The organism is Psychrobacter sp. UBA6739, from assembly GCF_002453835.1.
GTDB lineage: Bacteria > Pseudomonadota > Gammaproteobacteria > Pseudomonadales > Moraxellaceae > Psychrobacter > Psychrobacter immobilis_A.
The window spans coordinates 1-25,419 of sequence record NZ_DKHR01000024.1; the positions used below are offsets into that span (position 1 = coordinate 1).

Genomic DNA, 25,419 nt, shown 5'->3' on the forward strand with positions numbered 1-25,419 from the left:
TACAAGACATCAATGATGCTGAAGGCGCGGCTAGCGACAAGCCCTTTGCTGGCTTACGCATTGGTGTGGCCAAAGAATACTTTAGTGCTGGACTAGACGCTGAGGTAGAAACGGCCGTACGTGCTGCTCTGAAAAAATATGAAGAGCTAGGTGCAACGATCGTAGAAGTGAATATCACTGATCCTGAGATTACCCTTGCCACTTACTACATGCTAGCCCCTGCCGAAGCATCATCAAACCTGTCACGCTTCGATGGCGTACGCTTTGGCTATCGCTGTGAGAATCCAACCGATCTGCTCGATCTATACACGCGCTCACGTTCTGAAGGCTTTGGTCCTGAAGTACAGCGCCGTATCTTGACCGGCACTTATGCACTTTCGGCAGGTTACTTTGATGCTTACTATACCAAAGCACAAAAAATCCGCCGCTTAATCGTCAAAGACTTTGATGAAGCCTTTGCTAGCTGTGATGTGATTGCTAGCCCAACAGCACCAACCGCTGCTTACAAGCTTACTGACAACCTTGATCCTGCGACGATGTATTTGGGTGACGTTTATACCATCGCGGTCAACTTAGCGGGTCTACCTGCGCTCAGTCAGCCAGTTGGTCTAACCTCAGAAGGTTTGCCTGTTGGCTTACAATTAATCGGTAAGCATTGGCAAGAGAGCCAATTGCTCACGACTGCTCACTTATTCCAACAGCATACCGACCATCATTTACAACACTCTACCATCGCAAAGGAGACGGTATAATGAGTACAGCTACTACTGATAACAATGCCGTGCGCGAGCATGCCGTGCGTAAAGAGCTTTTCGTCGATGGTTATGAAGTGGTCATCGGCATTGAGATTCACTGCCAGCTAAATACGGAAAGTAAAATATTCTCAAGTGCGCCGACTGACTTCGGTCATGAGCCAAATAGCCAAGCCAGTATCGTCGACTTGGGTTTACCTGGCGTATTGCCAGTGCTAAATGCTGGCGTGGTCGAGCGTGCCTTAAAATTCGGTATCGGCGTCAACGCTGAGTTGGGATTATTTAACACATTTGACCGTAAAAACTACTTTTACCCTGATTTGCCTAAAGGCTATCAAATCACCCAGATGGCAAACCCTATCGTTGGCGAAGGCTATATCGATGTCGTGGTCAATGAAGGGGATAAGAACGAATATCCCAAACGTATGGGTATTACGCGTGCGCATTTAGAAGAAGACGCTGGCAAGTCAGTACACGACGCCGTCGATGGTATGACTGGTGTGGATTTAAACCGTGCTGGTACGCCGCTAATCGAAATCGTCTCTGAGCCTGATATGCGCTCAGCTCACGAAGCACTTGCCTATATCAAAGCCATTCATCAGTTGGTTACGTGGCTAGGAATCTCAGATGCAGTGATGGCAGAAGGCTCATTCCGCTGTGATTGTAACGTCTCTATTCGTAAGCCTGGTGCAGAATTGGGTACGCGTACTGAGCTAAAAAACTTAAACTCGTTCCGCTTTATCGAGCGCGCCATCAATCGTGAAATCGAGCGTCAAATCGATATTTTAGAGGACGGTGGCAAAGTACTGCAGGCGACGATGCTTTATGATCCAGAGCGCGACGAAACTCGTGTAATGCGTACCAAAGAAGACGCCAACGATTATCGTTACTTCCCTGACCCTGACTTGCTACCTGTGCGTATCGAACAGCATACTGTCGATAGCATTCGTGCAGCAATGCCTGAGCTACCAGTTGCTCGTCGTGCGCGTTTTGAAAAAGCGCTTGGTCTATCAGAATACGATGCTCGTATCTTGACTGGTAGTCGTCAAATTGCTGATTACTTTGAAGCTGTGGTCGCAGAAATTGGGCAAGCAGATGCCAAAATGGCTGGCAATTGGGTCATGGGTGATTTGCTTGGTGCGCTAAACAAAGATGATAAAGAAATCACTGACTCCCCTATCAGCGCCAAGCAATTGGCTGGTATGCTCAAACGTATCAAAGACGACACGCTATCTGGTAAATTGGCTAAGAAAGTTTTTAGTGCTCTATACGAGCGCGCGGGCGGCGACACAGATGATGCAGCAGATAAGATCATCGAAGACAAAGGTCTTAAGCAAGAAACGGACACTGGTGCTATCAAGGCCATGGTAGAAGAAGTCATCGCGAAAAATGAAGCAATGGTCGAAGAGTATCGCGGCGGTAAAGAAAAAGCCTTTAACGGTCTGGTCGGTCAAGTCATGAAAGCCAGTCGCGGTAGTGCTAATCCGCAGCAAGTGAACCAAATCTTAAAAGAGCTTTTGGGTTAAGGTGAATGGCGATACGTGGAGTTGCGCAGTAGACCTTGAGCAAAATAAATAGCTCTTGCAATATGCGTAATTTTGCGTAAAATAGTCAGTCATTCGGGGCGTAGCGCAGTCTGGTAGCGCACTACACTGGGGGTGTAGTGGTCGCAGGTTCAAATCCTGCCGTTCCGACCAAACATAATATTAGGGCAGACCGTCATTGACCGTCTGCCCTTTATTTTGGGCAATCTCAAGTAATACTACCTACGTGACAGTCCACCTTAGTGCATGGCAATCCATGTAAAAATGCGGTATATTTTGCGGTATAAATTATACCGTTATGGAAATATACCGTCATGCCTTTAACCGATAGTCAAATTAAACGCCTTAAACCATCAGATACTTGCACCCCTAGCCGACCTGACAAATATAGCGACGGTAATAACCTACGCCTATGGGTTCGTAGTACGGGTAGTAAGGTATGGGTAAGCGACTATAAGTATGCTGATAAACGCCAAAGTCTTACCATTGGTAAATATCCAGCAATGAGCCTTGCTGATGCTCGCCAGCGTAACCATCAGATAAAAGACTTAATAGCGCAAGGTATCAACCCTAAGCATGATAAGAAACGCTTGCAAGCCGACACTGACGGTACAAAGGCATTTGATGCCATAGCAGAACGCTGGCATGATGACCGCAAAGCCCACATAGCCCATACTACCTATAGTCGTGACTACTCACAGTACCAGCGTGATATTAAACCCGTCATTGGTCACATAAACATAGAGGACATAACCGCGCCTGATGTTTTAGCCATTGGTAAAGCCGTTGAAGCAAGGGGCGCACCTGATATGGCAAGGCGTGCAATACGGCAAACAGGACAGATATTCAAGCAAGCCATACGTGAGGGGCTGATAACCCATAACCCAGCCAACAACTTAACCGAAGCGCTAAAGCCACATAAAGTCACCCATCACCACCGCATTACCAGCCAGCAATTACCTAAGCTGCTGCAAGATATTGATGCTTACGGTGGTCATTTACTGGTCAAGCTGGGATTTTGGGTATTATGCTATACCTTTGTGCGCACCAAAGAGCTACGCATGATGGAATGGGGCGAGATTGATTATAAAGCTAAGATGTGGCGCATACCCGCCGAAAAAATGAAAATGGGTAGACCACATATCGTCCCACTTGCCCCACAAGTTATAGCGATACTGGAGCAAATAAAGGCGCTGGGACTATCGAATAAATACGTTTTTTATAATACCGAACACCACCAGCCCTACAGTGAAAATGCATTTAGTAATGCGCTCAAGCGTATGGGATATAAGGACAAGATGACAGGTCACGGCTTTCGTGGACTTGCCAGTACTGTGCTACATGAGCAAGACAGTAAGCTTGATAGGCATCACGCGATAGAGGCTCAACTGGCACACGAAAAAGAAAACAAAGTAAGCGCAGCATATAACGGTGCTCAATACTTAGCCTACCGTATCAACATGATGAATGAGTGGGCCAACTTCATTGATGATGCTTACGCCGGCAAGATGGATAACGTCATACACGGCAACTTCAAACAGCAAGATCAACAGCTAGGCTAAGGCTTAGCACCATTTATGCAAGGCTAGGACTAATTACCCGAACGACAGCTATTCACACCCTTATGCTGTCACTGCCTTGCACCTACTTTCATTTAAGGGTGTGAGGGTGTGAATGTGAGTTTACTAGACAAGTTTATAGAGCGTAAGAAGGATTATATACTGACTAAAGATCTATTAACTAATTTATCGGGTATGAACAATAGGCCACTATATGAAGTAATTAATTACTTATTATGTTGTGATCTTAATAAATTAGGTTTTTACTATATTGACTCAAGCTATAAGATAGAAAACGTTAATTCAGACAGTAAAGATTATACGAACGACTTTTTAGAAGTAATTAAGGATGCTATTAGGTTAGGTGACCCTAAAGACGAAGCATTAATATATAGCAACGATGATGACCTAGAAAAATTTTCGTGCTTTGCCAGAGATGAAATAAAAAAAATTACAGATTTTCGCGATAATTATTACTTTAATAAAACAGAGCTTTTAAGTTTTAAGCCGTTAGATGGCTTATTAGATTTTGATGCAAATAATAGTTCATTGCCACCAAACAATAATAACTTAATTATTCAAATGGAAAGTAGAATTGGAGAGCTTCTTGAGGAGCTGGCAGACAAAGATTATAAGATAGAACGATTATTAGATTACTCCGCGCAAAGCAAACCTAACACTGATAATAGGCTTATTAACCAACTCAAAAATAAGGTTGAGCTTCAAGAAAAGCAAATAAAAGAACTTAAAACTCAGGTAAACAAGCCAGCCGATGACCTAAAAGCAGTACCACATCAATCATATAAGGCGCTAGACAAGGTTATGTATGCAATGGCTAAGCTTACTAAACTAGATAATTCAAAGCCCTATAGCCAAAACATACCATCTTTAAATGCAGCAATTACTACTATATTACAACATGATGGTTTTCCACTTGAGTACCAAGCAGTAGGCAAATGGCTGTCACGTATTAACGATATAAAACCATTAAAGTAATCTACTGTAGATAACTTGCTATCTACAGTAGAACCCACGTTAAGCCCAACTACCTAACATAGACCCATACAAGACAAGCTATTACAAACCGTGGTAGCACTTAGTACAGGGTCATCAACATGACAAACCATATCAATATAGATAATCCCGTTATCGCTTTCGCTGATAACACTCCTAGCAGCACCGAAGCCGCAAAGCAGACTACTCCTATTAAGCACTTGCTACCGCAAGGCATGAGCCGTGCCAGCCAGCTAATACCATTCTTACCGTTTGGTAGCAGTACCTTATGGGCATGGTCACGCGATGGACGCTTCCCAGCACCAGTAAGACTATCCCCTACCATGACCGCATGGCGCAATGTTGATGTTATCGAGTGGCTGGAAAGTTACACCTCTATCACTAGCGAGGAGGTGTAAGCCATGACAACTACAGCAACCGCACCCGTTACCAATGTGCAAGTACCTAAAACTCAAATGGAGATAGTCAGAGCGCACCTGATGACAGGAGCAACTATTACCACATGGGAAGCTATTCGCTTGTATCAAATTACCAGCCTAGCCCAGCGCATACATGACTTACGAACCGCAGGGTTAATAATTCAAAGTGAAATGGTCAAACATAACAATAAGTGGTTTGCGGTCTATTGGCTCGATGAACAAACCTTACTTGAAAGCGAACTATCTAACAGTGAGGTGACTCCATGAGCCAGTCAAACGACAGACTATTACAGATAGCTGACACCTTAGAGGGTATCAACGAGCACCTAGTTTTATTAGCGATTGTTACCGAACATTACGCAATGGCATTGCAAGCAGTGCGAACAGATGACCCTGTATCTAAAGGCGTTATTCAAGCTGTCATAGCAGCCTTATTTAAGGGTTCAATATTTGCGACTGAAGCAAGTAAACAGATGGATAGCGTGCTGTCATTACCTGAACTGGAGGTAACGCGCTATGAGTAGTGATAACACCAAAACCAATCTAAACGCCCGTGATGGGATGTACAATCACGCACAGTCTGGCAAGCGCGGCTTACTGCTAAGGTTTACTATCTTTATGGCATGGGTGGCAGGTATTGGCTTGTTACTCTCACTGGTGACTTGCAACCAAGCCAGCGCAAAACTGATTGCAAGTGATGATAGCAGCGGTTACTATATAGACCTCTCAAAAGAACACGCAAGCGGCACGCCAAGCCGTTACTTATTGGCTTTTTTTATGCCTGATAATAGCGCAGCCTCTCAAGCTGTTACTATCTATTCAAGCATAGCCTCACAAGCGCACTTAAGCGCATCAAGGGGGCAAACCATCATATCTATAGCAAATCACTTGCTAACCGACTATGACGGGTTGACGCTGCAAAATACAATAGCCGTAAGGCGAATATGCAGGGCGGTTGCTTGCGTGACCGAGAGTAAGACCCGTCACCCTATACTTTTATCGTATAGCGTGGCATTCACTCAAAAAACAACGCAAGGAGCTATCCATCATGGGTAACTCAATCCGCACGACCTTAAACACTCAAAACACCCCTACACCAGCCACATTCAAGGCAGGTGATCCCGTTTTATGTCCGTCAATCGGTAATAGCAGCTACACGCTTTACTCTAATGGCAGTCATAAGGACGGCACACGGCTGATTATCCGCATTAATGATGACAGTCACAGTTTTTATCGTGATGGGCGCATATCTCCTAACTATACCTTGCCGTCACTATTCCATGATACCGAAACCAACCGCCAAGCGATTGCACTACTATACAGTGGCAAATCTACCAGCCAATCAAAAGTTATTAATGCCACGGCAGACGATGATGACGAGGTTGTTTTAATATCAGCCATGACCTTATCGGACACCGCTTGTGATTTGAATGCTGCTGCTAAAATCTTCTTAGACATTGCCCAATTACTTCATCTAATCCAATCCATAAAGGTTGGCACTGAACAAGCTAAGGCGCTGACACGTATTACTTGTGATACAACAGACAGATGGGCAGACATGCTCAACAGTCAGGTTGTCGTACTTAATGAGCCATTGAGCCGTACCAAGTTTGGCACTTTGGAGGTGGACGTATGAAAACCTACCCACAGCCAAAGCAAAGCCGTAAGTATGCCAAGCGCAAAAGCTACTACAAGAAGTATAGAGAGCAGCGCAAGCCGAACCAGTCGCAAGCAAGGGGGAACAGATGACCACTACACCACAAACAGCCACCCATGAAAAAGCCCGTGCATTTAGCACAGGCTTTACAGTGGTAATGAATAGTTTTGATGCAGTCACACGGCAAGGACTGGCAGACGATAAGCTATTACTTAAACTATTTGACCTACTACCGCCTAATAGCTTGCTTAACGTCACCGACAATCTTACTACAGATGACGCGGCATTAGTACCGACAGCTGGCACGATAGCCCTAAGATTGACCGATAAACAAGGCGATATTGTAGGCGCAGTATTCTACACCCCAAATAGCAAGGCAAAGCCCCTTGTCATTGACCCTACAGGCTATGGCGCTATCGTCATTGGTGAGGTAAACAAAGCCAATGAGGTACTAGCGTTCGATGACTTAGAGAACGGCATAGATGCTTATGCGTGCCTGATGGCAAGTGATAAAACCATCATCATTAGCCCTCAAAAGACAAATCAGCACCTGAAAAAGATGGTACAGCATTGGAGCAGCGCCGCGCCCGTTACCGTACCTATGACACTTGATAACAAGGGTTTAATAAACTCATTGGCAGGCGTGAAAGCTCAAGCACTGGTTACCGTGGCTGATATTGTCACAATGCTACAAGATGACAGTTATGAGGCAATACTGGCAGCTGATGACACCCAGCTAATCAATTTACAAGATACCGCTTACTATCCTGAATGGCGCGATGACCCACAGCTGAATGAACCTATGGTTTATGCTGATGGACGTTTTGAGCTATACCATGATGGGCTATTTTTCGTGAAATATAACCTTGATGATCCAGCAAATATAACCTTTAAGTCTAAGGCGTTTGTTTGTTCACCGATTGAGGTTATCGCTAAGACAAGGGACACCAGCAGCAGTACATGGGGGCGGTTATTACAGTGGCATGATGATGATAACGAGCTGCATAAATGGGCAATGCCGTCATCGCTATTACAAGGTGATGCCCGTGAGTATCGTAAAGAGCTAGCCAGCCAAGGCTTGAACATTACCACTAACCCAAAGCAGCGCAACTACTTAGATGTTTATATTCAAGACTACCCTATTCACAAACGGGCGTTATGCGTGGATAAGCTAGGCTGGCATGATAAGCAGTACATATTAGCGAATGGCTCAATAGGTGGTGATGATAAACAGATCACCTTCTATCAGTCTGCTAATACTATTAACAGCACCCTAGCCCAGCAAGGGACGTTAGCTCAATGGCGTGATGAACTATGCAAGCCACTTGCTGAACAAAACCGTTTTGCTTTCTCTATTGCTTGCGCCTTTGCAGGTCAATTGTTAGAGCTATTAGATAGTGATGGGGGTGGTTTTCATATTGTAGGTTCATCAACTATGGGTAAGTCGTTATCGCTTAAAGTAGCGTCTAGCGTATGGGGCAAGCCTGATAGCTACATTAAGACATGGCGCAGCACTGACAACGCACTAGAGGGCACAGCAAGCGAGTATAACGACAGCTTTTTACCCTTAGATGAGATAAGCGAGTGTGACGCTAAAGTAGTCGGTAAAGTCGTTTACATGTTAGGTAATGGTACAGGCAAAGGCAGAAGCACCACTACAGGACACAACCGCACTGCTAAAACATGGCGCATTATCTTTTTGTCTAATGGTGAAAAGACAGTACAGCAACAAATGATAGAAGCGGGACAAAAGACCAATGCAGGTATTGAGGTTCGAATGGCGCATATAGATGCTGATGCTGGGGCTGGCAATGATTTAAGAATGTTTGATAGTTTGGTACTGGCAGCCACAGGCGCAGCGCAAGCGGACAAGATTAATGAGCTATCCTATAGTTACTATGGATCAGCTGGCATAGCATGGCTGGAACATATCACCAATGACAAGGCAGCGACCACAGCCACCGCCAAAGAACTTGTAAATGACTTTATGAGCCAATATAGCGACCTAGCACCGCAAGCGCATAGAGTAGCTAGGAGGTTCGCTATTGTGGCAACAGCTGGAGAAATGGCAACACAGGCAGGTATTACAGGCTGGCAAGCAGGACAGGCAACCACAGCCGTTATGACTTGCTTAGATAATTGGCTTGATAACTATGGGCGTGATGGTGAGCATGAGCAGCGCCAAATCATAGAGCATATCAAGGCATTTATTGAACAACATGGATCAAGTCGCTTTCAGCCTTGCCATAGCACCGCCTACCAAGACTTTGAAGCTAAGATAACCAACCGTGTGGGCTATCACAACTATGATACAGAGGAATATTATTTTACTACCAGCACGTTTGATGAGGTCTGTTCACCCTTTAGCAAAAGCAAAGTCTTACAAGTATTAGATGAAGCTGGATTATTGAATGTGACTGAAAGCGACCGCAAAACATGCAGAGTACCTTTACCGTTTAAAAAGAACCGTACGCGTGTTTATGCAGTAAAAAGCGATATACAAAGTTATGAAACTAATAAAAACACTGGGACAGATGGGACAACTGGGACAAGCCATACGCAACAAGGGCTAGGCACTGTCCCAAGCAATAAAACACCACTGGGACAGCTGGGACAAAGTAGCTCAATTTGTTAATCTGTCCCAAGTGTCCCAAAGGCTAAAAAAGGGCTGGGACAGCTACAAGCTATTAACCACAGGCGTTGTCCCGCTGTCCCAAGTGTCCCAAGCAAAAAACTAAGGTACAGCAAAAATAATAAGAGGTAGGCGTTTATCGTCTGCCTTTTTTTTAGCAACCATCAAAACCTCACAATATATAACCGTATTGTTATATAATAAATACTATAAGAGAGTTATTATATGTATGAGATTATATTTGCCCCTCAATTTGAGGACTGGCTAGAGTCACTAACCCAAGCCGAACAGGACGATGTATTAGCCGCTTTAATAATACTACGCCAGTACGGGCATCAATTAGGCAGACCACACGCTGATACGCTAAAAGACAGTAAGCTGACCAACCTAAAAGAACTACGGGTTCAACATGCTGGCAAGCCATACAGAGCGTTTTATGTGTTCGACCCTTATAGGCAAGCAGTCATGCTATGTGGTGGTGACAAGACAGGTGACAAGCGTTTCTATAAGCGCATGATGCCGATAGCCGAAAGTATCTATCAGGCATACCTTAAAACGCTAGATAACAAGGAGAATAACAAATGACAAAGTTTACAAACTTAGATGACTATATGGCAAAACTGCCAGCCGACAGACAAAGCCATATCACTGATAAAGCCAAACGCTTAAGCCAGTCTATTGAGCTGGCTAAACTTAGAAAGATGGGAAACCTTAAACAATCGGAGCTTGCCGCCATGATGGGCGTATCACAAGCCAGCATATCAAAGGTGGAAAGTGGCAAGGACATTCAACTATCAACCCTACAGAACTATGTACAGTCGTTAGGTGGCGAAGTGGTCATTACTGCTAAGATGCCAAACAGTGAAGTTATATTGATGTAGTGCCCTCACCTTATGATCAAATCCAATCTAATAATGAAAGGCAGGCGTATATCGTCTGCTTTTTCTCTTGGTAGCAATATATTTATCAGCATACGAACTTATAAGATTTATTGAGAATTGAACCCTAATCCAACTTTGGGTTAGCAATACTAACCACCATTATTTGATCAATTGAACACGACAAATTTGGAAGCAAGACGATGAAAGCAAGCGAATTTGGAATCAAGAATCGCCGTTTTCAGAATACTGGAATCACGACAATCGCTTAATACGTAATAGATACAGCGGAATCAGTGAAGGAATTTGGAATCACGAGGAATCAGGAAAAAGGGGTTTATTCATCTAGCCAAAAATCATCCCTAAACCGCTATTTTTCTCTAAAAAACCGTACCTATGCATGATCACCCAACTTCGTATCAAGCATCAATCTAATGAATTTCTTAAACTGATTAGGATTAGACAATAAGTGCATGGTCATACCCTCATAAGCTTCTTGGCTTTCAAATAGCGCATCCATTGCGGCATCAGGATAACCACCCAGCATGATCTGATCAGTACTATTATTACTAAACTGCTTTACCACGATCTCATTTTCTGTGACCTTATCCCAAATGGTGTTTTGAAAATTAACCATGTCGTTGTCAGTAAAGTCCTCGCCAGCAAATACTTCATTCAATCGCTCAATAATCTGCGATAAAAACGCTTCTTTTATATCTTTAGGCGTGGCCGTACCAGCACCGCCGCCCGCTTCTAGCTCACCACTGCCTTCTTGTAGCTTTAGGTCTTGCTGATACAGCTTTGAGACGCGGTAATGGCTCATGACGATATTAGTTAGATCAACCTCATCTTCATTATCCACACTTTCACGCAGTAGCGGCTGTAGGTTACGCGCGTATAGACTAAGCTTCTCCAGCTCTTTATCGTCATAGTCCACGATCTGCGACATAAACTCATATTGGCGGGTAAATGTCCCTAAATCCTTTTTAAAGATTTCCAGCGCATCTTGATCGGCTTTAAAGCCTTTGTAGTCATTTTCGGCATTGGTCATCAGCACCACATCGCCCGTGGCTTTGGTGCGTTCAAGCATCACCTTGGCATGCTGGGCTTGCTCACGTGCTTGGCTGTAGCGCTTCTGCCAACGCTCGACCGCAGGCTTGCAGATATTACTGATGGCAGCGTTAGACTTATTCTTGCTGTAGAACGCTTCAACAAACTGTTCTACCTCATTCCATAAGAAAATACCACTGGCACGCAGCTTCTCATACAAGTCATACACCTGATCAGGGTCAGATACATCCGCTAAAGTAGCAGTCTCATAATACGGCTGGAAGGACTCTAAAATATCCTCAGGATCATTAAAGAAATCGAGCACAAAGGTGCCACTCTCTGCCTTACCTTTATAGGTACGATTCAGCCGTGATAAGGTCTGTACGCAGTCCACGCCTGTCAGCTTCTTATCGACGTACATAGCGCACAGTTTCGGCTGATCAAAGCCTGTCTGGAACTTATTAGCCACCAGCATCACTTGATAGTCATCACTATCGAAGGCTTTACGTAGATCGCGACCTTTTAGCCCGATGTTCATATTATTCTCGGTGAACTTCTCACCAATCAATGCGCCGCTATCAGGATCATTATCATTGAAGGTGACTTCACCTGAGAACGCGACCATGGCATTAATGTTTCTATAGCCGTACTCAGCGATATAGTTATCAAAGGCTAGCTTATAGCGTACCGCTTCCTTACGTGAACCTGTTACTACCATCGCTTTGGCTTGGCCGCCGAGTAACCCTTTAATATTGTCGTTAAAATGCTCGATGATGATTTTTACTTTCTGCGCGATATTGTGCTCATGGAGGCGCACCCAGTTATTGAGCTTAATCTTAGCGCGGCGGGCATCGACTTCATCATCTTCGGCGGCCAGCTTCTGCTTAAGCTGATAAACCACTTTATAGTTGGTGTAGTTTTTTAGCACATCTAAGATAAAGCCTTCTTCAATGGCTTGGCGCATAGAATACACATGATAAGCGGCGGGCAGGTTATCGCTAGCAGCTGGCAAGTCAGGGTTAGGCAGACGGCCAAATAGCTCGATGGTTTTAGGTTTAGGCGTGGCAGTAAAAGCATAGTAGCTGAGGTTAGGACTGCTACGGCGCGCAGCAAGCGTGGCGTCCATTATGAAATCAAGGCTATCTTCACTAGATAGCGGCGCGTCATCCTCTGCATTACTCTCTATATCACCTGAGATGAGCACTTCTTTCAGCTGGCGAGCTGTAGAGCCTGTCTGTGAAGAGTGTGCTTCATCGGCAATGATGGCGTAACGGCGCGACTTTAGAACGCTTGAATCTTCAATCGCTTTGAGTACAAACGGGAAGGTTTGAATCGTGACAATGATAATCGGCTGCGACTTTACCAACGCGGCCGCAAGCTGTTCAGACTTTGAGCCGTCACCCTCTTTTCTATTAATTTTGCCGACTACGCCATCAGCGTGTTCAAACTGATAGATAGTATCTTGTAGCTGGTCATCAAGCACGGTGCGGTCAGTAATGACGATGACGGAATGAAACTGTTTATCGCCGTCGCTGTTGTATAAGGTGGATAGCTGGTGCGCTGTCCATGCGATAGAGTTGGACTTGCCTGAGCCAGCACTATGCTGAATCAGATACTTTTGACCAGCACCTTCAGTAATGGCCGCATTGACCAATTTGGTCACCACATCCCACTGATGGTAGCGCGGGAACATCATGGTTTCCTTTTTAGACTTGCGCCCAATAGCGTCTTCTTCATCCTCTATCTGCAAGTGCATAAAATGGCCAAGAATCGCCAAGAGATTCTCAGACGTTAGCACTTCGTTCCATAGATAATCAGTGGCATAACGGCTGCTATCGCTAGGAATATCATTACCCGCGCCGCCATCCGCTGTGCCTTTGTTAAAGGGTAAGAAATAAGTACGCGCGCCATCCAGCCTTGTGGTCATATAAACTTCATATTGGCTGACGGCGAAGTGAACTAATGCGCCGCGCTTAAACATCAGCAGCGGCTCAGATTTTTTAGTATCAGGGTCTTTTGGTAGGCGGGTCTTCTTGTACTGAGTAATGGCATTTTGTACCGATTGCTTAAACTCAGACTTTAACTCCATTGTCGTCACAGGCAAGCCATTCACGAATAACACGACATCGATGCGGTTGCGCTTAGCTACCTTGCCGTCAGTGCTGTCTTTTAGACTGGCATGAGGGCTATACACCACCTCAGGGACAACACGGCAGATATTGGCCTCATAGCGCGCCATGATCTCAGGATTGAGACTGTGCTCAGGTTTAAACTGGCACAAGCTAAAACGCGCGTTACGAATCTTTAAACCATGACGTAAGACACCCAGCGTCCCATAAGTACGTGAGGCTTGATCGGTAGAGTGCTCATCAGCCTTATTAAGCTGTTTGACCAATGCAGCGATAAAGTGACGCTCAGAGTCAATAGGATAAGTGCGGCAAAACTTCTCCCACTCTTGCGGTTGGGTAGTTTGCACAAAGTCCAGCACGTCTTGTTCATATAGTGCAGTCTCTGTTTGATAGCCGCTAGGATTACCTAACTGCCAGCCTTGTGCTTGCATTTGAGTTACGATATCGGCTTGGAAGACAGATTCGTAGGTAACATTGTGCGCGTTAATAGAAGTACTGGTCTTGGTCATGGCATAGTTCTTATTATTAATTTCTTAATGTGGGGTTGGCGTACTAACATAAAACTAGTTATTTATTAATAACCGCGCTCATTCAATCTTCTATATTCATCGCAGCCATCTTGCAAACCCTTATCACAGGCTTTTCCATACCACTCCTTCGCCGTAGCTCTGTTTCGCTTAAGACCACCTAAACCGTCTTCATAAAAAAAACCAAGCGCACCTTGGCCTCTAGCATTTCCCTTATTAGCTGCCTTTTGAAACATTTTTCTTGCTAGAACAAGGTCTTGACGCACACCTTTGCCTTGGTAATATATCAAACCAACCTTAAGTTGATACTCTACATTGCCTTGTTCTGCCCATTTTTTCATATCAGCCAAGCTATCTTTATGTGCAGAACCTTTGTTTTCATATTTTAATCGACTGGTTAATGAAGCCAGTTGATATTCTTTTTGCTTGGCATGAGCACTTAAGTTATCAATCGCTTTGTTGATTTCATCGTTGCTAGACTTATAAGCACCATCATTAGTGCTATAGATATTGCGACTAGAACCATAATTCGAAACAGCAGAGATATTAGCAATAGTATGAGTCAAAGTATTATTCGATTGGAAAGTTGTTTCAGCAGCACCACTTGTTTGAGCTATGCCTATTCCTAACATGGATAAAACTAATAGTATCTTTTTCATAAATTCACTACCTATAACTCATCGCTAATCATGTTCAGTCTTCAAACCTATGTCTTTCTAAGCTTAATCAATCCTTACGGCTCATCGCATATCTGTTTAAAGCTTTTACCAAATAACGTTTTATTCAGTTTTTGCTGATTTTTAAATACTACTTCAGAGTCAGCATGATAAATCTGATCATTCACGCAGCCGCCAAAACCAAAAGTTACCAAATCAATTTTTGCATACTTAGCAGGGTTGCTGGACTTTTCTTCCTGATAGCGCTTGGTAGCCAAACTGCGGTAATACTTACCACCATCATCTGTGATATCTGCTTGTTCTTGAATTTGCTCTTCAACAAACTGCTTCCATCTATTTTGCACAGCCGTTTCATTCTTTAATAACGGCTCAATATAAGTTTTACACATTTGCGGGCTTTGCTTGAGTGCCTCACTGGGATTCAGATATCCCAAAATCGTCAATTTATTTTGTTTATATTCCCCATCAATGGACTTGATTAGCTCTTGCTTATAACCTTTTGCTTCAGGCACCACATCAAGTCGTTCAATATTATTCTTAACTTTTATATATTCTTCAGTAAGCTTGCCTAAGTCTTTCATCGATAACTTGTCTAGTGCATCAATATCCATCGGTGGAAAAAAGCTTTCTAGATTTAATCTGGTTAAGCTTTCTAATACTAAATGTGAATTCTTGATTTGCTTAGCGGTATATTTTTTACTATCAAAGTCACCTTTCATACTGCAATAATCATCTTGCCATTTATAGGTCTGTGCTTGGGCGATGGTGGTCACGGCCATTGATGCCAATAGAGCTGCTACGGTAACTGCTTTCATCATATAACTCCTTTTATTGATTTTCTTGTTTATCAAACGCAATATGCGCTTAATCTCTATTTACAGCTACTCAGGCGCTTGCCAGCCGCGAACATCAATCTTGCCGGTAACTGCAGCAGATATTAAAGCGGTGCGGCGTTCTTGCATGAGTTGAATGCCTTTTTCTGCACTTTCAGTTAAGGCATCAAAATGACTTTGCATCTTATCGAGGTAATCAGCTATTTGGTGCTGTTCACTTAATGGTGGTATCGGAACTCTAGCTTCTTTAATATTATCTTGACCGATGTTGGGATCTTTTCTTGTTCCCGCTGCACCGATCATCCAAAAAGGACGATAAAACTCATAGAAGCGATGTAAGTAATCAGGTACAAAAGCTTCACTCGGCAGCACACCGCAAACAGCCTGATTAATAGTAGATTCAAAATTTAATAATGAATGTTTCCCAATAGAGCCAGCACCACCATACATAGCTATCAACACACTATCTTTAGGCAATAGAGAGCATGCGCTATCTCTAACTGCTTTTGGTGTAATCATAATTGGCGTTTCATTTAGCTTGTCATTATTTAAGTCAGTAGTACGAATCCAAGGTATATCACCATCTTCATAATAATCCTCATACTTTGAAGTAGTTGGAGTACCTCCACTCGTCGTGCTAGCTTTCCATTTAAGCTTTACGATATCCCAATGCTCAGGCACTTCCCCTAACCATTCAACGCCAGAATCTTTCATCGGTGCATCAGGATTTAAGCCTTTAGTCACGGCATGACTGATCACGGCTTGGCGCTTTTCTTTTAACAGTTGAATCAGGGTTTGCTGCTTATTAATTAAGGTGTCAATTTGGGCGGTTTCGTGGTCGAGAAAATTGACAATCTTTACTCTTTCATTCAATGAAGGACAAAGGAAATATGCGCCATATAAATCATCATTCGACATATTAGCTTGAACTGTACCAAGTCCCTTTGCTTTGAGCTGCCTTCTTAACTCATCTGATAGAAGCCAATATCTAATAAAGCGAATATCAAACTCTTTATCTAGTATAAGCTTGCCAACGCGCTGATTAAGAAGATAAACAGTGTTCACGTCTAAGCCTTCTAAAATGGCAGGTACTGCCAGAAAATCGAGGCTTGGACTCATATCTGTCATTGCAATTATCGCATCGCCTTCATAAAGCCTATACTCACTGTAAATATCTTTATATTTTTCAGGAAGATATTTTGTGTTGTGTTTGAGATCTATATGACCTCCCTTTTTAATATTCCCCATCCTTATATTTACTACGCTAGAACTATCAACATATTCACTACTTTTAAAAGCCATGCCTTGCATAATTTTTAAAATATTTTTATATCTTAAAACTTTCCATCCAAGAGGAATCCTACCTAATAAACCAACCTCTGAATCCTTATACTCATCATATTGCTGATACTTCGCCATTATGAATGCACCTCACCCAATAACTGCATAATCTCAGCACTTACCGCATCCAAGTCCGCATCGATATCGGCAAGCGCGCGCGGCGGCTCATAGACGTAGAAATGAAGGTTAAACGGGATTTCATAGCCCACAATACCAATCTCTTCATCGATAGCATCTGTCTTGTCGCTATTGATCCACGCATCAGGCACATGCGGCTGTACTTCATGGGCGAAGTAACTTTCAATCAACTCAGCGGTGGTCACCTCAGGATTGAGCGGCACGTTTTCATAATCGCGTAGATCGCTGTCTGTTTGGAACTCAACTATTTTGGTCTTGCTGGCAGGATCGGTATAGCTGGATGCACCATAGAGCGGATTGGCAATCTTAAGCGCTTTTTTGATGACGGGTTCTGCTTCAGGGTTTTTCCATGTGATAGCATCCATCAGCTGCTTTTTCTCTTTCGCGTCGAGATTCACATCAGTATCTTTTAACGCTTGCTTAAACACTTTTTCAAACTCATTAAAGTCATCGAATTGGTTTTCACCAATCGCCGCTTGCAAGGCTTTGGCTTTATTCATGATCTCAAGCTGATCTCGCCACACTTTGCTATCAAGCACGTCTTTGATTTGCTTTTCTTTTAGCTCGCTAAAGTCCGCCTTAATCATCGCACGCGCTTCTAAGGTGACCGCTGACAGGTCACCATAGTTGTCAGTCGTCCAATTACCACCAAAGGCGTCATATAACGCTGGCATGACCATATCGAACGGTTTAGGTGCATAGCGCAGGGTTTCGATAGCATCGTCAGACAGCTGAGCGGATAGACGTAGCGGCCGCTCAATGGTGATACGGCGATAGCCAAATTCATGGGTTTTAAATATCTTACTGGCGAAGGTCTTGGCAGGTTCAGTTTTTGGGTTGGCAGACTGACGGCCACGGTTAGATTTCACTTCTTCTGGCTTATCTAGTACGCGCGCATCAACCACCTCAAAGTCACCAAAGCTGCGGGTAATGGTCTTGATGTCGTCATCGCCCATCTCGTTACGCTTAGAGCCAAGAGATTTGCGCATCTTACTGTATAGGTTACTACCATCAATCAATTGCACTTTTCCGCGGCGCTCAGCGGCTTTCTTATTGCTTAATATCCAGACATAGGTAGCAATGCCCGTGTTATAGAACATATCGTTTGGCAACGCGATGATAGCTTCTAATAAGTCTGCCTCTAGGATATAACGGCGAATCTCACTCTCACCACTTCCTGCGCCGCCCGTGAATAACGGTGAACCATTTAAGATGATACCGATACGGCTGCCTTGATTGCTGTTTTGAGTGCTGCTGTTATCTGTCGCTTTATCATCACCAGTAATCGGACGCATTTTGCTCAGTAAGTGCATCAGGAATAATAGCGACCCATCAGACACGCGCGGCAAGCCAGCCCCAAAGCGACCGTCAAAGCCTTTTTGCGTATGCTCATCATTGATCTCACCTGATATCTTTTTCCAATCTACGCCGAACGGCGGGTTAGATAGCATGTAGTCAAACTTTTCAGCGACCAATTGATCATTGGATAAGGTATTGCCCAGCTTAATGTTATTCACTTCTTGCCCTTTGATCAGCATGTCGGCTTTACAGATGGCATAAGACTCAGGGTTTAGCTCTTGTCCATAGGTACGCATCACCGCGTCAGGGTTGAGTTCTAGCACGTATTCCATACCAGAGGATAAGAAACCGCCCGTCCCCGCTGTCGGGTCATAAATGGTGCGAATAATGCCGTCTTTGGTCAGCGCGTCATCATCTTCCATAAATACCAGTGAGGTGGTCAGACGGACGATATCGCGCGGGGTGAAATGCTCCCCTGCGGTTTCGTTAGAGCTTTCAGCAAAGCGGCGGATTAGCTCTTCAAACACAAAGCCCATTTCATGGTTAGAGATAGTCTCAGGGCTCAAATCGGTATTGGCGAACATCTGCACCACTTTATAAAGTAAGTTGGCATCCGCTAGCTGGCCGACAAACTCTTCAAATTTGAAATGCTCAAATATCTCACGCGCGTCTTTAGAGAAAGATTGCACGTAAGTATTGAGGTTATCTTTAATATCGCTTTGACCCATCTTGCTTAGATCCATCGGCGAGATATTGTAGAACGGTCGCTTGCTGGCACGAATGATGAACTTCTCTTGTGCTTCCTCAGGCAAACCCATCTCAGCGATACGCTGACTCTCTGCAACGACGTTTGCTTTGGTTTCTTCTAATACACACTCTAAGCGGCGCAATAAAGTGAATGGCAGGATGATGCGGCCGTACTGAGATTGCTTAAAGTCACCGCGTAATAGGTCAGCGACAGACCAGATGAAAGCCGCTGTTTGAGAGAAGTTTTTGGTCATGGATTCGTCTTATTGTTTGTTGAGCAAGGGTAAATGCTTGGGATGATATGACAGGCTTAAAAATCGGCTAACACGTACTGCGATGGCGTACATCGACTTATGACGGCTTATAAAGCTCATTGTATGATAGTAGGGTATATAAAGACCAGCATGAAAACGGAATTAAAGGTTATATTTAATAAAAGAATTCTTGTTAAGAATAGATAATAATTTTTGGAAGCAGAAAGTCAGGAAGCAAGAAATTTAGGAAGCAAAAAACCCTAATTTAGACATTTATTCCAAAACAAAAAATCACCTCTAAGCCAATGAAATAGGTAGTTGGCATTGGAAGCAGAAAAAAACTTAGGAAGCAGGAAATGGAGTAATCATCTACTTACAGTAGTTGATTTAAATGTGTGGTGGCACACTCAAAATGCATGCGAATTTATTCGTTTATCTATTGCTCAGCATTAAGAATATTTCAAAGAAAACGATAAATATAAGAAAACTTGTAAATAAAAGTGACAATAAGCAATCTTAATTATTTATACCGGCTAACAGATCTTCGTTATTTTTATATACTGATGGCCGCTAAGTCCAAAGTGACTTTTGCAAATTGCGGTATATTTTGCGGTATATTTTTATTTTATAAAACCTAAAGCCTTTTATATAAAAGCATTCAGCCTATACTTTGCTTCCTGCCGTTCCGACCAAACATAGTAGTAAAGAAAAAAGCCAATCATTGTTTTCAATGGTTGGCTTTTTTTTGATTAAAATTTGGGCAATGCCTTACAGTTGTTACTTTTAGTAGGTGTAGGTATGACATTTAAATTACTTTGATGACAAATCTACAGATTACTAGCCCCTGCACAGACATCTTTGTTCAAAACCACTGTTTCTACCAAATTATCCTGATTGTCATAACTAGATAGCTTAACCACAACATTATTAGCAGCTTGGTATTTTGCGCCATAAAAATCATTACAAAGCTCAGTCATAACCGACTCTTGGAAACTAGGCTCCATGTTCTTAAAAGCGAGTGAGCTTGAGTATAGGTCGACATGCCAGCTCATCAAGTGATTTTTACCACCCAATTTAAAATCAGGTTGCTCATTTTTAATCTTTTTATTAAACATATGATCCATTAAGTCAAAAAAAGTAGACGCGGCTTCTAAGTCTACGTAACGGTAGTTTTCATCTACGACCTCAAACTCTTTAAAATACTTATCCATAGCATCAAAAGCACTGGCATTGGCATTGGTAGCGAATGTAACACCCATCAGAACAGCAGTAACTAGCCATGCTTTCATAATATATTACCTCTCATAACGATCATCTTTATCTATTCAAACAATTCAAACTGTTGCTTGATTTTATTATACATATAATTACTTTTTTCATCAGAACTTGATTTTCCATTACTCTCATTACCAATATGGCCTAGTTTCACAATTTATTTCCTCAATTTTATACTTGATAGCAGCAATACAGTATTTGTCTTCACTCACATACTCCCTACTCTCATAATTAGAAGTTTCTTTTTTATTAAATAGAGTGCACCTTCGAACCTTGTCATAGTTTAAGCTGTCATTAACCACCATAACATGATTAATTGCTTACTGAATATCTTGTGAAATATGCTCTTAGGGCAAAGTAGGTTTCTGTGCCATAGTCAAAGTTGCGCCCATAGACGCACAGGCAGTGGACTTATCATGCATGAAATATTTTACAGATGCTTATTTATCATAGATTATCATCTTAGTATTAATAGTAAGGCATTATCGAGCAACAATATTTGGCTTGATACAAGTTATGGATAGAATATCTTGTTATTTTCAGGCATTAGCCGACAAGTGGTCACAACATTAACATAATACGATTGACCATAGACTTTTATAGAGCGAGCCGTTAGGGTAAATGCTACACCTTTACACTGGTTTATCCTATGTCAGAGCCTATCGCTCAGCCCACCTCTACCCGCCCTATAGATGATGCCCCTTGGGAGCGTTACAAGCGACCTTATGTGCGTGATTTGGCTTATGCACTTGCTTGTCCTAACGTATTAACGCAGTGGATAGACTTTGCACCGCAGGAGAACACACATGCGATTTCAGTACATAGCGCCAGATTTTGGCAGGTACAATTTGAAGCGTATAAGCAACGATTAACAGAACTAGATACTACTACTGATTATCAAGAATTGACCCGTTATTTACTCAAGCGTCCAAGTCCCAATCGATTGGGGTTTCATTTTGAAGGGTTAATTTCTTTTTGGTTAGAAGATGGGTTTGCGCGTAAGTTGCATCTATACGAGACAATCGCTAATAACATACAGTTATTTAACGGCAAGCAGACGACTGGTGAGCTGGATTTAATCTTATATAATCATGGAGAAAATCTGGTCGAGCATTGGGAGCTGGCGATTAAGTTTTTTATGGGATCAGCGCCTTTTGCTCCTGAGAACTGGGTTGGCATCAACTCCAATGACAATTTACAGCGTAAAATGACCCATATGCAAACCAAGCAGTTTCGTACCGTATGGGTAGATACTCAAAATCATGAAAAAGTCAAAATTGATAAGCGTTATGGCGTTATAAAGGGACGATTCTTTTTGCCAATTAATACCTGTAACTTTACTTATCCGCCTTGGTTAGCACCAAGCTTTCCTATACATAAATGGTGCGATAGCACTGATATGACTAATCTTGCGACACTTGATATAAGGGCATTACGAGCCGCCCATTATATCGAATGGTTTACTAGGCGCGACTGCTATGATGGAAGACAGCCGCAGGTAGCTTGGTCAAACGACGCACTGCCTACGACAGGACTATACTTCGAAGGTTATAGTCCGATCGTCATTTATCCTGAACAGCGCGACAAAACGCATGACAAATTTTAGTAACGTCCACCGCATTATATGCACATCGACGCTTTAGCCATCTGCTTTATTAACGCAATGCAATGAATCAAGCTACCAAGCATAGCGTCCATACAAGCTAATCTCACTGCGTTTGGCTTTTTCTGAATCGAGACTGTCGGTCAGCAATTTGATGCCAGCATAACGACTGTCTACAGCGAGACCCAATGCTTGCGTCTGCGGCTCTATCAAGCCCGTCACCGTAATGGGAAAAGCATCATTGGACGTTTGGTAGCCTGCGGATAATTGATATAAGTCTTGAATGTCATTCACTTGACCATGTAGACCGAGCTGCCACTGACTGTCTAGCTGATGCTGAAGGCTACCTTCAACTCGCCATGGCAATGTCTGTGTGACATCGTCAGTGCTAAGCTGCCCTTCAATCGTATAGAGAGGTCTGCCGTTGACGTCATAATCCAATGCATAACGAGTGCTTGGCATGTCTTTCCAGTGCATACGTCCAAGGATATCGTAGCCACTCAGAGACAACTGCGTACTATCAGACAACTGACCTGTGAGCTGCAAATCGAGCGAATAACCATATCCCGAAGGTTTCGCGGGGTTCCAGTCTAAATTTTCTTCCCCTAAGGCTGGTTCATCATAGTAATAATCGATGTAAGCGTTGGTTTTATCCAAACTGTCTCGTATGTCTGTCACCTCATTATTTGGTAACACTCTGGTGCTTAAATCGCCAACTATCTTACCTTCTAGTGCATGCAGTCCTTGCCAGAGATTGGCCCGAGTCGTCAATTGCCAGTTAGGCATGAGCTGCTGCGTCAGACCAATATTAGCACCGAATCTTTCATTGTGCTTGGCTTCTAAAAATAATGGATAATCTTGACTGGTACTTGAGGGCTGTTTATTTTCATACTGCCAATAAACTTCGGCAGTCTCTTTGCTAAACGTCATTAAATAATCATAACGCCAACCTAGACCGTAGCTAATCGCACTGCCCGCAGGACGCATCTCAAGCGACGTCCGACCTTGGGCATAAGCATGATCACCCGAGTCCAAAGGGGCACTCCAATCGTCTAGAAATGCTGAGATAGGCTGCGTTGGGCTATGAGCCGTTGCCATCACACTCCACTCTATCTGTGCGTCTGATTGTTTGGTCTGACTGTCTAGCAAGCCTGTCGCTTGGGGATGGAAGTAAAAATTCGTATCAGCAGCTGGTATATCTGCACTATCAGCAACCGCAGCGCTGGATATCATCATAGCCGCAATCGCTGGCGTAGTGATTAACTTGGTACGGCTGTATAAATGCGATGCTAAGCTTTTAGGTAAAAAACCATAGAGACTTGAAACGTTATATGGCATAAATTTCTCACGTTTATTAGAGAGCATAAAAAAGAGACAGGAATCTGTCTCTTTTTTGTGTTGCTATACCTCAATCGCTACTAACAACGTTTGAGAGTCGATGTGACACATGATCTGATTATAGAATAATTAAACTATTATCAGTAAACTTGGCAGTAACTTTGCCATCATTATCCATTAAATCACCGTAGTCTTTACCGTTAACCATGATATCGCCGAGCTTGCCCATTTTATCTTTGATAAAATCACCACTGGCATCAACATTTAACTTGATCGACGCTTTATTTTGCTCAACGGTAAACTGGGTGCTAACCACATCATAGTTATTATCTAAGCTTGACTTACCTGTTACAAATAGCTTCTTACCCTCTACGCTAGCAGTCAGACCTTGTAGCTCAATAACATTACGAGCAGTACGCTTAAGATTGGCTTGGAAATCAAGCGGAATCGTCGTTGTACTCTCTTTCGTTACCTTGCCTTTAATCGCCAATACGATTTCCATACCTACGTATTTATTGGCGGCCTCTTCGATATCACCGACTTCATCGATTATGATAAATTTCTTTATATCAGCGTCATTGGCAGTCGCGTTCAGTGTAATCTCTACATCAGTCATCGGTTTTTGCTTGGTCATCTTGCCCGTTATAGCAAACTTATAAGGGATTGTTCTAACCACCAGACTGTTATCTGCCAGCTTTCTGCTGACATCCAGTGCGGCAAATTCAAAATCTTTTGCTTCAATCACGCTATCATTAGCCGTCAACTTCAGGCTGCTTAATTTGATGACCGCCTTTTCTAGCGTGATGCCTTCTCTATTTGCGTCATTGATATCAAACTCATCATTGACCACGACTTTATCACTGAATTGACCACTGACTGTTGCGCCTTTAGTACTTGAGTTGAGAGTAACGGTATTAGTGCCAGTGCCAATGTTAATACTCTTGAAACCCAAACTACCGTTAAAGTTATCTGTACTGGTGTTTGAGCTTAACGCATCTTCAAAGCCATCAAATGCTACCTTAAAATTGTCTTGATTGACGACAACAGGTCCATACAAACCTGTTTGCGGGTTATACACATAATCGTATTCTTCAATATCAACCTTGGTGCTACCAGTTAAGGTAAACTTACCATCAGTATTTAACGTCGCCAAGAAGTCTTTTTCTGGGGTCAAGACTATATTTCCTAATGCTGTTTCAAACTCTTTATCATTAGCCAGTGCAGTAATGTCCGCTGCCGTGAGCTGTGATACATCATTCTCTTCCATATAGTATTTTAGATCACTTGGGATATCGAAGGTATAACCCAGACGTGTATCTTGCTTTTCTGTAAGGATATCACTTACATCTTCGTAAGCATCTGTAACCGCTTTATTGTCACTGACAAATAGCTTGGCGGTACGAATCATCTCTTTCGCTTGCTCGATTTCAGACAAACTATTATCGACAGGCGGCTTAACTGGCACATCAGGCGTATTAGTACCATTACCAGAAGAGTTATTATTATTGTCATCACCACAGCCTGCTAACGCTAACGTGCTGGCTAACGCTAATGCGCTCAATTTAAAAAATTTCATAACACAGTCCTTTATAGAGTAATTTTAAAAACGAGAAGCACCAAAATCTTTATCCAATTAAGCAAATAATGCCTCAATTCAGAAAAGCGCCTCTTAATTTAGAAAACTTAAGTTTACTTTAAAATAAAATAATAATACTCTTATTTAAACAACTGGTGGTGTTCTAAAAAGTATGCC

General features: G+C 43.0%; 21 protein-coding genes and 1 tRNA gene. 14 read left to right on the plus strand and 8 right to left on the minus strand.

Annotation, left to right across the window (positions count from 1 at the left end):
- The 13 genes from B2575_RS06070 to B2575_RS06130 all read left to right on the plus strand — a co-directional run.
- Positions 1 to 752, plus strand: a 752-nt coding sequence (locus tag B2575_RS06070) for an amidase family protein (protein WP_296240563.1), incomplete at its 5' end; no start/stop codon positions are given.
- A complete protein-coding gene (gene gatB / locus B2575_RS06075) occupies positions 752 to 2,278 on the plus strand; it encodes an Asp-tRNA(Asn)/Glu-tRNA(Gln) amidotransferase subunit GatB (RefSeq protein WP_296240564.1) in 1,527 nt (508 codons plus the stop codon). The genes B2575_RS06070 and gatB, both read left to right, overlap by 1 nt.
- 94 nt (positions 2,279 to 2,372) lie before the next feature.
- A tRNA-Pro gene (locus B2575_RS06080) sits at positions 2,373 to 2,449 on the plus strand.
- 161 nt (positions 2,450 to 2,610) lie between these two features.
- Positions 2,611 to 3,858, plus strand: coding sequence for a tyrosine-type recombinase/integrase (locus tag B2575_RS06085; RefSeq protein WP_296240565.1), 1,248 nt, complete (start codon positions 2,611 to 2,613; stop codon positions 3,856 to 3,858).
- 114 nt (positions 3,859 to 3,972) lie between these two features.
- Positions 3,973 to 4,851: a hypothetical protein gene (locus B2575_RS06090; RefSeq protein ID WP_296240566.1), complete on the plus strand. Its 879-nt coding sequence runs from the start codon at positions 3,973 to 3,975 to the stop codon at positions 4,849 to 4,851.
- 119 nt (positions 4,852 to 4,970) lie between these two features.
- Entirely contained in the window at positions 4,971 to 5,267 is a 297-nt protein-coding gene (locus B2575_RS06095) for a helix-turn-helix transcriptional regulator (protein WP_296240567.1), read from the plus strand.
- Between the two features lie 3 nt (positions 5,268 to 5,270).
- Positions 5,271 to 5,555 carry a helix-turn-helix domain-containing protein gene (locus B2575_RS06100; RefSeq protein ID WP_296240568.1) on the plus strand — a complete coding sequence of 95 codons (285 nt, stop codon included), beginning with the start codon at positions 5,271 to 5,273 and terminating at the stop codon, positions 5,553 to 5,555.
- Positions 5,552 to 5,812: a hypothetical protein gene (locus B2575_RS06105; RefSeq protein ID WP_296240570.1), complete on the plus strand. Its 261-nt coding sequence runs from the start codon at positions 5,552 to 5,554 to the stop codon at positions 5,810 to 5,812. The genes B2575_RS06100 and B2575_RS06105 overlap by 4 nt, the downstream gene beginning before the upstream one ends.
- Positions 5,805 to 6,344, plus strand: a complete 540-nt coding sequence (locus tag B2575_RS06110; RefSeq protein ID WP_296240571.1) for a hypothetical protein — start codon at positions 5,805 to 5,807, stop codon at positions 6,342 to 6,344. The genes B2575_RS06105 and B2575_RS06110 overlap by 8 nt, the downstream gene beginning before the upstream one ends.
- Entirely contained in the window at positions 6,337 to 6,924 is a 588-nt protein-coding gene (locus B2575_RS06115) for a hypothetical protein (RefSeq protein ID WP_296240572.1), read from the plus strand. Before B2575_RS06110 ends, B2575_RS06115 begins: the two co-directional genes overlap by 8 nt.
- 109 nt (positions 6,925 to 7,033) lie before the next feature.
- On the plus strand, positions 7,034 to 9,580 hold the full coding sequence (locus B2575_RS06120) for a DUF927 domain-containing protein (RefSeq protein WP_296240573.1): 2,547 nt from the start codon (positions 7,034 to 7,036) through the stop codon (positions 9,578 to 9,580).
- 222 nt (positions 9,581 to 9,802) lie between these two features.
- Positions 9,803 to 10,162, plus strand: a complete 360-nt coding sequence (locus tag B2575_RS06125; protein WP_296240574.1) for a type II toxin-antitoxin system RelE/ParE family toxin — start codon at positions 9,803 to 9,805, stop codon at positions 10,160 to 10,162.
- Positions 10,159 to 10,458 (plus strand): helix-turn-helix domain-containing protein, encoded by a 300-nt coding sequence (locus B2575_RS06130; protein WP_296240575.1) that lies wholly within the window; start codon positions 10,159 to 10,161, stop codon positions 10,456 to 10,458. Before B2575_RS06125 ends, B2575_RS06130 begins: the two co-directional genes overlap by 4 nt.
- A gap of 391 nt (positions 10,459 to 10,849) precedes the next feature.
- Here the strand turns inward: B2575_RS06130 and B2575_RS06135 are convergent, their stop codons facing one another.
- The 6 genes from B2575_RS06135 to B2575_RS06160 form a co-directional block, all read right to left on the minus strand.
- Entirely contained in the window at positions 10,850 to 14,143 is a 3,294-nt protein-coding gene (locus tag B2575_RS06135; RefSeq protein WP_296240576.1) for a type I restriction endonuclease subunit R, read from the minus strand.
- A gap of 65 nt (positions 14,144 to 14,208) precedes the next feature.
- Positions 14,209 to 14,820, minus strand: a complete 612-nt coding sequence (locus B2575_RS06140; protein ID WP_296240577.1) for a tetratricopeptide repeat protein — start codon at positions 14,818 to 14,820, stop codon at positions 14,209 to 14,211.
- Between the two features lie 74 nt (positions 14,821 to 14,894).
- Positions 14,895 to 15,656 (minus strand): hypothetical protein, encoded by a 762-nt coding sequence (locus B2575_RS06145; protein ID WP_296240579.1) that lies wholly within the window; start codon positions 15,654 to 15,656, stop codon positions 14,895 to 14,897.
- Between the two features lie 63 nt (positions 15,657 to 15,719).
- A complete protein-coding gene (locus B2575_RS06150) occupies positions 15,720 to 17,090 on the minus strand; it encodes a restriction endonuclease subunit S (protein ID WP_296240580.1) in 1,371 nt (456 codons plus the stop codon).
- Positions 17,090 to 19,450, minus strand: coding sequence for a type I restriction-modification system subunit M (locus B2575_RS06155; protein ID WP_296240581.1), 2,361 nt, complete (start codon positions 19,448 to 19,450; stop codon positions 17,090 to 17,092). The genes B2575_RS06150 and B2575_RS06155 overlap by 1 nt, the downstream gene beginning before the upstream one ends.
- 827 nt (positions 19,451 to 20,277) lie before the next feature.
- Entirely contained in the window at positions 20,278 to 20,739 is a 462-nt protein-coding gene (locus B2575_RS06160; protein WP_296240582.1) for a hypothetical protein, read from the minus strand.
- A gap of 635 nt (positions 20,740 to 21,374) precedes the next feature.
- On the opposite strand from B2575_RS06160, the gene B2575_RS06165 reads away from it, so the two are divergent.
- Positions 21,375 to 22,331, plus strand: coding sequence for a DUF1853 family protein (locus tag B2575_RS06165; RefSeq protein WP_296240583.1), 957 nt, complete (start codon positions 21,375 to 21,377; stop codon positions 22,329 to 22,331).
- 72 nt (positions 22,332 to 22,403) lie between these two features.
- On the opposite strand, the gene B2575_RS06170 is transcribed toward B2575_RS06165, so the two are convergent.
- Together B2575_RS06170 and B2575_RS06175 are read right to left on the minus strand one after the other, a co-directional pair.
- Positions 22,404 to 23,666, minus strand: coding sequence for a DUF5723 family protein (locus tag B2575_RS06170; RefSeq protein ID WP_296240584.1), 1,263 nt, complete (start codon positions 23,664 to 23,666; stop codon positions 22,404 to 22,406).
- A gap of 118 nt (positions 23,667 to 23,784) precedes the next feature.
- Positions 23,785 to 25,242 (minus strand): hypothetical protein, encoded by a 1,458-nt coding sequence (locus tag B2575_RS06175; protein ID WP_296240585.1) that lies wholly within the window; start codon positions 25,240 to 25,242, stop codon positions 23,785 to 23,787.
- Between the last annotated feature and the right edge of the window lie 177 nt (positions 25,243 to 25,419).

Coding starts and splice junctions, on each gene's coding strand:
- gatB (WP_296240564.1), top strand. CDS start 752: ATGAGTACAGCTACTACTGATAACAATGCCGTGCGCGAGCATGCCGTG.
- B2575_RS06085 (WP_296240565.1), top strand. CDS start 2,611: ATGCCTTTAACCGATAGTCAAATTAAACGCCTTAAACCATCAGATACT.
- B2575_RS06095 (WP_296240567.1), top strand. CDS start 4,971: ATGACAAACCATATCAATATAGATAATCCCGTTATCGCTTTCGCTGAT.
- B2575_RS06100 (WP_296240568.1), top strand. CDS start 5,271: ATGACAACTACAGCAACCGCACCCGTTACCAATGTGCAAGTACCTAAA.
- B2575_RS06105 (WP_296240570.1), top strand. CDS start 5,552: ATGAGCCAGTCAAACGACAGACTATTACAGATAGCTGACACCTTAGAG.
- B2575_RS06110 (WP_296240571.1), top strand. CDS start 5,805: ATGAGTAGTGATAACACCAAAACCAATCTAAACGCCCGTGATGGGATG.
- B2575_RS06115 (WP_296240572.1), top strand. CDS start 6,337: ATGGGTAACTCAATCCGCACGACCTTAAACACTCAAAACACCCCTACA.
- B2575_RS06120 (WP_296240573.1), top strand. CDS start 7,034: ATGACCACTACACCACAAACAGCCACCCATGAAAAAGCCCGTGCATTT.
- B2575_RS06125 (WP_296240574.1), top strand. CDS start 9,803: ATGTATGAGATTATATTTGCCCCTCAATTTGAGGACTGGCTAGAGTCA.
- B2575_RS06130 (WP_296240575.1), top strand. CDS start 10,159: ATGACAAAGTTTACAAACTTAGATGACTATATGGCAAAACTGCCAGCC.
- B2575_RS06135 (WP_296240576.1), bottom strand. CDS start 14,143: ATGACCAAGACCAGTACTTCTATTAACGCGCACAATGTTACCTACGAA.
- B2575_RS06140 (WP_296240577.1), bottom strand. CDS start 14,820: ATGAAAAAGATACTATTAGTTTTATCCATGTTAGGAATAGGCATAGCT.
- B2575_RS06145 (WP_296240579.1), bottom strand. CDS start 15,656: ATGATGAAAGCAGTTACCGTAGCAGCTCTATTGGCATCAATGGCCGTG.
- B2575_RS06150 (WP_296240580.1), bottom strand. CDS start 17,090: ATGGCGAAGTATCAGCAATATGATGAGTATAAGGATTCAGAGGTTGGT.
- B2575_RS06155 (WP_296240581.1), bottom strand. CDS start 19,450: ATGACCAAAAACTTCTCTCAAACAGCGGCTTTCATCTGGTCTGTCGCT.
- B2575_RS06160 (WP_296240582.1), bottom strand. CDS start 20,739: ATGAAAGCATGGCTAGTTACTGCTGTTCTGATGGGTGTTACATTCGCT.
- B2575_RS06165 (WP_296240583.1), top strand. CDS start 21,375: ATGTCAGAGCCTATCGCTCAGCCCACCTCTACCCGCCCTATAGATGAT.
- B2575_RS06170 (WP_296240584.1), bottom strand. CDS start 23,666: ATGCCATATAACGTTTCAAGTCTCTATGGTTTTTTACCTAAAAGCTTA.
- B2575_RS06175 (WP_296240585.1), bottom strand. CDS start 25,242: ATGAAATTTTTTAAATTGAGCGCATTAGCGTTAGCCAGCACGTTAGCG.